Origin of the sequence: Myxococcus eversor (genome assembly GCF_010894455.1) — a bacterium.
In the GTDB taxonomy this organism is placed as follows: domain Bacteria; phylum Myxococcota; class Myxococcia; order Myxococcales; family Myxococcaceae; genus Myxococcus; species Myxococcus eversor.
This window is the reverse complement of the sequence record NZ_JAAIXY010000011.1, coordinates 73,492-86,021: the sequence shown is the minus strand read 5'-3', so window position 1 is coordinate 86,021 and position 12,530 is coordinate 73,492. Positions and strand designations below refer to the sequence as shown.

The following is a 12,530-nucleotide window of genomic DNA, read 5'->3' as shown; positions in this document are numbered from 1 at the left end:
ACATCCACCGCGCCGCGGAGCCCGTTGGGAGTGAAGGCTTCGATGCGCTCCATCCCCAGCGTGCGAACGCGCAGGGCTGGAGTGCCGTCGAACAGGACCTGCATCAGCCCGGTGGTCGTGAAGCCACGACCCGTCAGCACCACCTTCGAGCCGCCTGACGAAGGCCCTCGTCCAGGAGAGAGGGAGAGCAACTCCAGCGGCTGCATGTAGATGAAGGCGCCGGTGCGAATCAGTGTTCCGCCCGACGGATTGCGCACCTCGAGCGCCACCGCTCCCGCCGCCAGCGCCGCCGGGGTCCGGACCTTCAACTCCGTCGGAGAGACGGACTCGACCACGGCGGGAACACCGCCGAAGCGGACCTCCAGCCCACTTTCGAAGCTCGCACCCGACAGCGTGACGAGCGTCCCGCCCGCCACCGGCCCCTCGCGAGGAGACAGCGCCGCGACGACCGGCTGACGAGACACCGTCTCGTCCGACGCCTCGAACTCCATCACGAAGCGACCGGGCATGAGGGAGCCCACCTGGGCGCCCTTCAGTCCCGTGACGACAACCCGATAGCGCATCCCCGTCTCGAGGAGGTTGGCGGGCGTGATGACGATGCGGTCGGGACGCTCCTGAGGGAGCGTGACGGTCGCCGTCACCCACTCACCCTCGACGGAGCCGTTCAGCTTGACGAGCCGCACATCGAGCCGTCCCGGAGTCGCCACGGGCATGTTGAGGTCCAGGACGACGTTGATCGTCCTGGGCACCCCCGTCTCGTGAGCCCGGGGCTGCGTCGAAACAATCATGGGGAACGGCACTTCGATGATCGCCAACCCATCATTCGGAGCGACCTGGTTCGGCGGCGAGTAGACCTCGCTGAGGGACGCCACCACCACGCCGCGGTCCATCGCGATGCCGCCCAGGGCGGTCGCCGGCCAGAGGTCCACGGCGTCCACGGGGAGCGGCTCCAAGGGCTCGGAGCTCGCGGTGAGCTGCACCACGCTCCCACCAGCGCTCACGCCCAGGTGAGGACCCAGCGCCGACATCGAGAAGCGGGTTTCGACCAGCGCGGCCACGGAGGAGACCTTGCGCGGAAGCGTCGGCGGCACCAGGGAGGCGAGGCTCGCCTCGCCATTCACCGCGGACAGGCCCGTCCCCTCGAAGAGGGCCACTTCTCCCAGCGCCGGGGCCTCGCCCACCACGGGAAAGCCGGGGCGCGCCAGGTCCACCACGAGTGTCGCTCGCGCGTTGTCCGAGGATGCATCGAGGACGCCATAGCGCCCCATCACCTTCACGCTCTGGATGGAGACGGGCCGCACCGCCCCCTTCATCAGGAAGGACCGGAGGGCGCCCAGCAGCGAAGGACGCAGCGGGTCCACGACCGAGAACACCGCGAGGCCGCCTTCACCCGCGGCGACGAGCGCGAGGTCATCCACCACGGCGACCTCCAGCGCCTTGCCTTCAAAGGGAAGCGCTGACACCAGCCGAGGCTGCGCCGGAAGGCTCACGTCCACCACGAGCAGCGAAGCTCCGCCCTCCCCCACCATGTCCACATAGGGAAGCTCTTCCGCCTCCGCCGCCACATAAGCGACGCTCCCACGCACGGTGAGCGCCTGGGGCTTGTACGGAGGAGGAAACGACGCACCGCCCATCACGCTCGCGCTCGCGGGCACCGCGAAGTCCACCACGGAGAGAGCACCCAGGGTGCTGCCCTTCAACACCTCGGTGATGTCCTTCGACTCCTTCGCGATGGAGGCGTCGGAGAGCAGATAGGCCCTGTTGTCGGCGAGCACGACCCGGCCGGGACGCCCCTGGGGCAGCCGATCAGCGGGACGACCTTCCGGTCCATCCACGACGGGCGTGTAGCGAGCGATCCGCTTCGTCGTCGCCAGATTCGAATACAGGTACGCGCTCTGCGCCACCGCGCGCTGCCCGTCTGGATTGATGACGATGACGTCAGCGGGCCCGAAGCTCCCGGGCGGCGTCATCACCCGCATTCGGCCCGGCGAGAGCACCGTGGCCACGGTCGACTTGATTCCCTGCGGCGCATCCGAGGACAGCCCTCGGAAATAGACCTCCGCGCCGAACTGGAACCCCGCCCCTGACAGCTCCACCGCCTGCCCACCCACCAGCGGCCCCGAGGAGGGACTGGCCAGGTTCACCTGGAGGATGTCCATGTACACGAAACCACCCAGCAGGCTCCCCGCGAGCCCGTCTGGGTTGATCACCGTAACTCGCGCGGGGCCTTCCACGTGCCGGGGCGTACGCGCCATGACGAAGGCACCGCCCCCGTCGACGATGACGTCCATCGCCTCGACGCCCGAGAAGTACACGCGTGCGCCCGTCACGAAGTGCTCGCCGGAGATTTTCACGAGCGTGCCGCCATCCACGGCCCCCGCCCTTGGCACCACGCCGCTCACCCGTGGCGCGGCTCCCGTCGCCGTCCCCGTGCGGAAGCGAGCCATGAAGCGCTTCTCCAACGCCTGGTTGAACGGAGGCTGGCTCCGGAGGCCCGCTTCGACAGTGATGGAGTACTGGGTGTCAGGCTCCAGCATCGTGTTCTGAGGCAGGACGAGCTCGATGCGGTGGTCATCTGACTCGCTCACGCGCACGGTGACGTCGACAGGCGCGCTGTTCAGCAGCCCCTTGCGAAGGGCAACCCGTGCGGAAGTCACAGTCAGGGGATCCACCGGTTGAGAGAAGCCGATGGAAAGCTCCAACGGTTCTCCCCCGAGCGCGACCTGCTCCTCGCCATCCGAGGGCGTCACGTCGGTGACGAGCAGTCGGGGGACGGTGAACTCCGCGATGCCAGCGTGGCCAAACAGGGTCATCGGCCCCTTCGACGTCAAGAGCACGTCCTGGGCCGCCGGCACATTGGCGTGGACGAGCTTCGTCGCGACGCCCTCGTCATCCACCATGGACGTGGTGAGCAGCCCCTTCACGGGGCGGGCTTCCGCGTCGACATACTGCACCGTGGACACGGACAGGTTGCCCAGGGCAGCCACCGAGCGCTGCCCCGTGGCCAGCAGGTCCGCACGGGCTGACGCGTGGGACAGCAAGGACAGAACGCGCGGCGTTCCGCGCAGCTCCACCACCGCGAGCGCAGCGGACGCGCCCTGACACCCGACGAAGACCCGCGTCCCCTCGGCCGTCACGGTCTCCGCGCTGCCAGGAAGAGGGACAAAGCCCAGCTCCCCCAGCTCCGGGTCCGTCAGGTCGTGGATTCGGAGTCCTCCGGTCCCCGCCGCCACGAGCAGCCGGTCGCCCACGACCGCGACGTCGCGGGCCCCACCTGTCACTGCCAGCGTCGTGAGCCGCTGCGGATAGGCCGGACTCGCCAGGTCCACCACCACGACGCCCGCCGCGCCATTGGCCACGAAGCCGAGCTTCCCCGCCGCCGCCACGCCGCCCACCTCGGGGCCCGTCAGGTCAATGGAGCCCTCGCGCTTGATGTTGCCGACTTCCCGGATGTCGAAGAGCACCAGCGCTCCGGCACCGTCCCGTGCGGTGTGGCGAACGCTGACGAGCGCCAGCTGCTCATGGAACGCCGAGGCCACGGGCACGCCGTCCAGCGCGTGCGCGACAAGCCCTGCAATCGGCTCTTGCGCCGCGGCCGACACCTGGAAGAACTCGACCCCCTGGGACACGGGCGCCCCCCAGGGCGCTCCCGTGATGCCCACCACGCCCACCGTGTTCCCATCGAAGGCCAGCGCCGACAGGCGCATGCTCTCACCCGCGATGCCGAACGGTTGATAGGGCGGTCGCGCGGGGCGCATGCCGCCTTCCAGCCGGACGACCTGGGACACGCCCGAGTTCCCGGACAAGTCGCTCGCGCGGGCCTGGAGCGTGCGCTGTTGTCCCGCCATGGGCGTCGGCAGCAACCAGGAGTATCGGTAGTGCGTCCGCCCCGAGCTGGCCAGAACGGGCATGGCCGTCGAGCCGAGCTCTTCGGTCACCGAGCCGCCACCCGGCAGGTCCCTCGTCGCGGTGAATGACACCCGGTCGATCCCGGCGTTGTCCTCCGCGAACGCGGACATGAGGAGCGGTTCGCCTTCCGTCACGATATCGAGATGCGGCGGATCGACGAGCTCCACCTCCGGCGCCACGGTGTCTGGAATCGTTCCGACCTTGCGCACCGCGGAGGCGGTCTCCTGTCCGGCCTTGTCCACGGCCACGGCCTGCACGTCGAACGTCCGGCTCCCGCTGCCCAGCGGAGCGACGAAGCTTCCGACATAGGCGCCCGGCCTGCCTGGAATGCCAGCAGCCGAGGTGGCCGTGGCGACCTTGCGCCCGTCCACGAAGAAGGACACGGACGCGATACCACTGTCCGCGTCCGCCGCGTTGGCCTCCATGCGAACGCGAGCACCCGCGAAGACGACGCTGTTGGCTTCGGGGCGCGTCAGCTCCACCGTGGGCCTCTGGTCCTCCCTCACGGTGAAGTCCACGACCTCCGACAGCGTCGACTGCCCGGCCGAGTCCACCGCGCGAGCCGCCATCCACAGCCGCTGCCCCACCTGGGACGCCTCCGCCACGAAGACGTAGTCGTAGGGCGCCACGAAGAGGCGACCCACTTCGACGAGTTGGTCCGGCGCGGGGCCTACGAGGAACGTGACGTGCGAAAGGGCGACCCAGTCCCTGGCGTCCGCATGGAAGGTGGCCGGCTGTCGCACCACCACGGGCTTGCTGGGAGCCACCAGCGTCACGCTGGGGGCCTCATCATCCACCACGCTCACCGTCACGGTGGCGGTCGCGGACAGGTTGCTCAGGTCGACCGCCTTGGCGGTGAAGCTCACGGGCACGGCGGCCCCGCTCGCGGGGACCAGGGCCTTGGGCACGGAGTAGGAGAAGCGGTAGGGAGGCGCGGCGAAGCGAGCCACCTCGACAGGGGGGCTGTCGCCGACCTGTGCGGCGAACGTCACGCTCGCGAGGCCCACGTTGTCGTCAGCGCGAGCCTCCACGTCGAGCCGCAGCCCCTCGCGTATCGCGGAGCCGTTGGCCGGAGAGGACCACTTCACCGTGGGAGGCGTCGTGTCGGGCTGCACCGTGACGGAGACAGGCTGGGCCTGGGTCGTCTGGTTGGCCGAGTCACGAGCCTTGGCGTTGAGGGTGAGCCGATGCCCCCGCGAGCCATGCGGCAGCGGAATCCGGAAGACATAGGGCCGGGTGGTGCTGACGAAGTGCAGCGGCCCGTTCAGTCCTCCCTCCACGGTGACCTCGACGCCACGGACCTCGACGTCATCCTGCGCGGCGACGAGGACGGAGACGTCGCGGCCTTCGTAGACAATGCTCTCGTTGCCTGGCTGGGCGATGGCCACCGTGGGGGGCTGGTCCTTCGCCACCGTCAAGATGACCGTCTGGGAGACGACGTCATGGCCGAAGCTGTCCTTGGCCCGGCCCTGCAAGCGAAGCGTTCCGCCCTCCGTCTGCGGCACGGGGACCAGGAAGTTGAACGGGGGCTGGGTCAGCGTGGCGACGGGGAGCGCGGCACCGTCGAGATGGAGCGAGACGGACGTCACACCGACGTCGTCTTCCGCGGACATCACCACGGGGAGCAGGTTCATCGCCACCGCGCGCGTACCATCCGCCGGAGACAGGATGGACAGCGCGGGCTCCCGGTCCCTCACCACGTCGATCTGCTGGTACTCCATCTCACCGTAGTTCCCGGAGACATCACGGGCCCGCGTGGCGATGAAGTACGGGACATTGTCCAGACCTCCGAGTCGGGCCAATTCCGGCACCGAGTGCTGGAACGTCACCACGGGCGAGTACACGTCGAAGGCCGAGCCCGGCAGCGCGTTCTCAGGCGGGAAACCTCCCGCGACGTGCACGAGTTCCAGCGCCTCCGCGCTGGGGCCGGCGTAGATCTCCACCCGGTCCACGAAGGCGTTGTCGTGCGCCTGGACTTGAACGAGCACGGGCGTGCCTTCGATGACGTCGCGGCCCAGGCTAGGCCGCAGGACGCTCGCGATGGGCAGTCGCGAGTCGGAGACGATGCGGACCCGTCGCTCCATGGAGGACCGATTGCCCTCCAGGTCCCGAGCCTCCACCCGGATCTGCACGAAGCTCTCCGAGCGGTTCGGGTCCAACCGGACGAAGCCCGCCGGCAACGACAACAGCCCCCGGAAGATGCGGTAGCGAGCAATCTCCTCCGGCACCACACGCAGGTTGGCGAGCGCTTCGCGGACGGTGACGTCCGAAGCGACGGGGTCGCCTTCGTCATTGAAGAACGTCGGGACGGAAACGCCGTGGCGCTCCTCGAGTTGGAGCACGGGCTTGCCGTTGACGAAGAACTCCACCCCCGTCACTCGCGTGTCGTCCGCCGACAACGCGCCCAGGCGAAGCTGGATGCTGCCTTCCACGAGCGAGGCATCCACCGCGGGTTCCAGGAAGGCCAGCTCGGGGGCACGAGGCCTGCGGCTCTCCACCACCAGCCGAGCACTCTGCTCATGGTCGGCCGTGTCCTTGACCGTCACCGTGAGGACGGTGGGAAGGCCCTCTGGCCCCATGGGCGGAGTCAACGACACGGAGAGCGGGCTGCTCCCCACGGCGGGGACGAAGGTCTGCGTCCGGGGAGCCTCCGAGCCAAAGACGGTGGTCACGGACTTCAAACCGACGTCGTCCTTGACGGTGAAGTACAGCGTCGCGGTCTGGCCCTGAAGCAGACTGACGAAGCCACCCTCCAACTCCGTGCGGCTCACCGTCTCGCCAAGGGCCTCCAGACGGTCCAGTTGGACCACGGGCGCCCCGTCCTGGACCACCTGCAGGTACGACGGCTGCGAAATCGACGGATTGCCGACGCGGTCCCAGACCTGGGCATACAACTCGACGGCACCGAGGGCTTCCCGCGTCACCGGGAACGAGAGTTCCTGTGAGGTGCCCACCAGGAGCTGCTCACCCTGGGGAACACCATCCACCAGCAAGCGGACCCGCGCGAGGCTCGCGTTGTCGGACACGCGCACGCGCACGGCGTGCGGCTGGCCTGCCACGACCGCTGCGCCCTCCCCCATCCCGAGAATGCTCACCTGGGGTGCCACGGCGTCGGGCACCACCGGCAGTCCACGCGTGTCACGCACCGTGGCCCCGCGAGAGTCCACCGCCAGCGTGGTCAGCCGCACGTCCGAGGACGTCCAGGACTCGGGGATGCGGAAGTCGACCTGCCGCGAGGTCAGCGCCCCTGGCTTGAGGTCCACGAGCAGCGGATCCACGGCCACCTGCTGCCCCGCCGCGATGGCGCGGACCTGATACGGCTGACCGGACTGATAGCGAACGGCGAGCCCGGAGACGAGCATGGGGTGGGTCTCCCCCCCAGCCCGGAGCAACTCCACCCGGACTTGCTCGACGTCCACCACCCTGGCCGGGAACCCGATATCCACCGAGGTGTCCGCATTGGGACTCAGGGCCACAATGCGCGGCTGCGTGAGGTCGCCCGAGGGAAAGTTCGCCTTGAAGGCCTCCAGCGCGGGGCGGTCCTCCACCGGCAGGTTCTCCTTGGGACGGAGGTGATAGGTGACGCGCGCCTGGGCTCCCTGAGTCGCTCCCGCGACCTTCAACTTGAGGACGCCATGAGCGCCGTCGTTGCCCACGGCCACCTGGGGAGTGACTCGCAGGGCACCTTCTTCGCCGGCCACGGTGAAGGCGCTGGTCTCGCCAGGAAGCGGATGCACGCCGAAAGAAAGGGTGGCGCGTGAGAACGCGAAGTCGGTGGCGTTGAACGGTGCTGACTCCGTCCCGTCCAGGGCCGGGGCACGAAGCGCGAAATGGGTCGCCGCCACCGACCCCACGTCGGAGGTGGAGGCCACCAGCCAGGCGGCCTGGAGTCCCACGTCGTCCTGAAGCTCCAGTGAGCCGCTGTAGCGTTGCTCCTCGACCAGGTCCCCGCTCGTCGGCGCGACCCAGCGGACGACGGGAGCCGAGTCCGGAACCAACAGGCAGGAGTACGCCGACACGGTCCGGCGGTCCTTCGTGTCCACCGCCGTGGCCTCGAAGCTCACGGTGCGAGACTCGGAGCCGGTCAACACAGGCAGGGTGAAATCTCCCGTCAGGGAGACACTGGTGGCCGGCAGAGTCGAGGGCGTCTGCAAAAGCCCCGCGATGGGAGCGCCCCCGTCGAAGCGCACGGACAAAGACTGAACCGCGCTGTCATCCGAGGCGCGGACATCGAGCTTCACCTTGGCCCCCGAGACACAGGACTGCGCATTGGGGACACCGTCCAACGAGACGCGCACCACCGGTGGCAACTTGTCCTCGACAGGGACGATCTCGAACTCGACCTTCGAGGTATTGGTGAAGTTACCGGCCGGGTCATACGCGCGGGCGAAGAGGACGTGCCTCACGGGCGCGGGCTTGAAGCGGTCATCAGCGGGGGGCCGGAAGGAAACGGTTCCGGAGTACGTGCCCACGTAGCGGCGGCTGACCAGGATGTCGCCTGGCCCCTGGGGGTTCGGCGCACGCACCTCTTCGAAGTCCTCCTGCGTGGCGCTCAGGAAGGGCTGCCCCGGGTCCTGCGGCAGCAACTCCGGGCAGGAGGGCTGCGGATTCCCAGGCGAAGTCTCCGGGCAGTCCAGGAACACGGCCACGCGCGAGACGCGGACGTCGTCGGAGACCTCGACCCGCATGCCGAGGCTGCCGTTGGACGGGACCTGGATGACCTTGTCGGAGGCCGTCGGAATCGGGGCCATCAGCAAGGCCGTGGGGTGCTCCACGTCGTCGATGATGTCGAGCGACACATCCGCCTGCCCCACCTGGGGCACGGGGCTCACGTCCCTGACGGCGACGCCTACGGAGCGCTCCGATGCGGGCGCGGATGCGTTGACGATGGGTGCCCGCACCACGAGCTTCTGCTGGACCGAGGCATCGATGGGGCCGATGAACGGCTCCAGGGTGACACCGCCCGAGCGAGGCGCGACGCTCGCAACACCTTCGTCGTCGGCGACGGTGAAGGTGACGGTGACGTCCTGGCCCTCCTTCACCGGAGAACGCGGAGCGGGCGTCATCAGGGAGACGATGGGAGCGGTGTTCTGCACCGCCTGGAGCACGAGGGTGCGCTCCGCCCTCCGGTTTCCATCGTCCACCGCCACGGCGCGCAGGCTCAGCATCTTGTCCGCGTATGCAGCCGGCACATCCAGCTTCCACTTGAAGACCTGGTACAGCCCGTCCTGAGTGCCGGACACGGGCCCCGAGCCCACCAACAACTCCGGAGCCGTGGAGCCCTTGGGTGCCGTGGGGTCGCGCAGATAAAGCAACGCGTGCTGGACCCGGACGTTGTCGGTCGCCACCACCACGATGTCCACGCCGCGGCTGGCACCGGCGAAGACCTTGCTGCCCTCGGAGGGGCTGCGGAAGGCCACCATCGGAGGCTCGTCATCTGCCGCGACGTTCAGCGTGAGGGTGACATCCCCGGCGTTCTCCACTCCGGCGCTGTCGAACGCCTTCGCCTTCAACGTGAACGGGCCAGGAGTCGTCGGCAGCAGCAAGTCGAACCGGTATGGCGGCAGCGTCGCCGAACCGATGGAGTGGGCAGTTCCGCCCCGCATCTCGAACAGGTCGACGCGGGAGACCGCCACGTCATCCTCTGCGTGAAGGACGATGGGGATGCGAGTGGCCGCCGTGACAGTGGTGGCATTGCCTGGACTGACGAACTCCAGGGTTGGCGCGCGGTCCGCCTTGAGAAAGACGGTGTGGCTCGCCTCCTTGCGATTGTTCGCCGCGTCGACCACGCGGGCGGTCAGTTCGAGCTGATCCTTGGCGAGCTGCCCCTGGAAGAACTTCTCCCGGGGGATGACGACGTAGCTGATGAACGAGCCAGCCACGCCCGCGTTCTTTCCTGGCGACACATCCGTGAAGAAGGCGGTCTGTTCGTCGTCGAGGAAGACCTCCACTTTCACCACGTCGACGTTGTCGACGCCCGCGACGGTGACGAGAAGTCCCTGGGAGTTGGGAGCCTGGGAGTGGTGGCTCGGCGTCAGGATGGAGACGGTGGGCGGGGATGAATCCTTGATGAGCGAGACCCGGATGGCCCCGCTTTCTTGCACATGCCCCTGGGCGTCCCGTGCGACGGCCGCCACCTCCAGGCTGCTGGCGGACGGCGGGGAGTTCTCGGTGATGACAGGGGTGGTGTAGAGCGTCCGGTACGGTGGCGTGGAGGACTGGCCCACGGCCTGACCGTTGACCTTCCAGGTCACCTGCGGCGGCTCTCCGCTGTCATCCGTGGCCGCAGCGGTGAGCACGATGCTCGTGCCGCCCATGAAGGAGGCATTTTCGACAGGGGTCAGGATGGAGATGGAGGGAGGGCCGTCCGCCTTGATGACGGCCTCGAAGCCCACGCGTCGCTCCAGTCCGGCATGGTCGATGGCTTGGATTTCGACGCGAGAGCGCTTGCCCGCGCGGCCGGAAGGCGGCGTCCAGGAGAGCTTGAAGTCCTGGGCGCCCCGAGCCGTTCCGCCCTGTCCGCCCTGATCCAACCGAGTGGTGGCGACCGCATTGCCATCGACGAGCAACGCCACCTGGACGCTGAAGAAGAGTGCGTCGTCGCTGACCGTGCCCTCGACGGACAAGGGGACGTTCTCGGTCACCTCGACGGTGTCACCCTGGGGGCTGCGACGAGTGACGAGTGGTGGTGCGTTGCCGACGATTCGAACCAGGAGCGAGGCACCCGCGGCCGTGGCGCCATGACGGTCCACGGCGACCGCCTGGATGGCTGCCGAGGTGCCCTGGGTGCCTGGAGGGGGAATGTAATGGACCTCCCAAAGCGGAACGGCGGCGATCTGCTGTGGCTTGGTATTGGGGACGGGACGCAACTCCACCCGAGGCGTCTGGGCGACACCCACGGGAGCGCCGTCAACGGTGAATCGCACCGCCTGGAAATCGAGAGCTGCGAGGGAGCCCGAAGTCCAGTCGCCGCTGGTGACGCGGAGGGTGTGGGGGACGCCCTCGATGAGGCTCGCGCCCGAGGCAGGCAATTCATAGACGACGTTCATCGCGCTGGGACCGTCAGGGGGGATGACCTTGACGTCGAGCGTGGATTGGGAGGAGGACTTGCCGCTCGAGTCCACGGCGATGGCCGCCAGGCGCAGGATGGAGCCGGCGACGGGCGGGGCCTGGATGCTCAAGGTGTAAGGGGCGGAGTCATCCTCGGCGGTGGGGACGCCGTTGAGCAGGAAGGTGACGTGCTTGATGGAAACGTCATCGGAGGCGGTGGCACGGACCTCGAAGTTCGCACCGGCGGCGATGGAGGTAGGGCCTGCGAGGTGGACCTGAGGATCCCCATCGAGGGCCTCGACCCGAGCCTCCTCGGTCCACACGACGTCCTCCGCCGTGGTGTGAGTCGCGGTGATGGTGACCGAGCCGACGCCACGAGAGGTCAGCTTGCCGTCGGCGGAGACGGAGACAGTGGCTGAGTTGCTAGAGCTCCAGACCGTGTTCAGGGTGGAGGGAGACAAGTCGATGACTCGACCGGAGACAGGGTCATCCAGGAGTCCTTCGAGCTTGAGTTGGAGGGTCGCACCCACGCGCGCCAGGGTCACCGTGCTCGGGGCAATGCGTGTCTCGACGATGCGCGAGGGGTCGGTGACGATGACAGGCACGTCCGCCGTGCGCTCCGCATAGGTGACCTTGAGGGTGGCGTCACCCTGCCCCAGCGCGATGACTTCACCCGTCTGTGTAACGGCGACAACGGCGGGGTTGCTCGACGAATAGAGGACACCATGCCGACCGCCGGACAGGTCCACATCTCCGGCGACGGCGAAGTTGCCGAAGACCTTGAGCTGCTCGCGACGGCCGACCTGATCCATCAGGAGGGAGTCGGGCTGCACGGAGATGGAGACAAGCGGGTCGAACGAAGCGGAGTTGGTGAACTCGACAGCGGAGGTATGGACGGTGCGGCCAAAAGGGTCCTGAAGGGCCACGTCGGCGATGACGACGCCGTCGGGAGGAACCTTGCCGTCGACGGTGGGAACGAAAAACTGGATTCGGCCCGGTGCGCTGGCGCGAGGACGGCCCATGAGGCGACGGGAGGTAACGAAGGCCTGCGCCTCCGCCTCACTCAGATCACCGAACGCAGTGCGAAGCACGAGCGAGGAGGCGCCCATCATGGACAGTTCGGCGGAGGCCACCTGTCCCGTGTAGGCGACCTCGAGCATGATGCCGCCCGCGGTCGAGTCGGTGCGCACCGTCACGGGCGTCGTCCCGAAACCCGGAGGGCTGGCCTTGGCGTCATAGGTGGTGGTGAACGCGGCGCCCGGAATTGAATCGGGGCCAACGGGAATCGCGGTGACCTTCAGCGCACCGTCCTCGGGGAACGGGGCCTTCAGCGGGACGAGGACGTGGAACGGCAAGGCGCCGGCGAAGTCACGGTCGATTCGCAGGTTCGACAGGGTGACGAAGGCACCGTGAGTCGCGGAGGCCCCTTCGACGGAGACAAGGACCTGCGACACCTGATGTTCGATGTCGAAGCCAATCTCGACGCTGGACGCGCCAGGGCGCAACGGGGCAACGGGATAGGCCCCCGTCACCACGGGTGATTGCGCGCTGGCCGTCAAGGCGACGCCCAA

Annotated in this window: 1 protein-coding gene (running past one end of the window); it reads right to left on the bottom strand. The window is 68.3% G+C overall.

The genetic code is table 11. The features are described from left to right. Positions 1-12,530, bottom strand: the 5' portion of a protein-coding gene (locus G4D83_RS22845; RefSeq protein WP_163866931.1) for an Ig-like domain-containing protein. The gene continues 19,564 nt to the left of window position 1, outside the view; only the first 12,530 of its 32,094 coding nucleotides appear in the window; the start codon lies at positions 12,528-12,530; its stop codon lies off the left edge, out of view.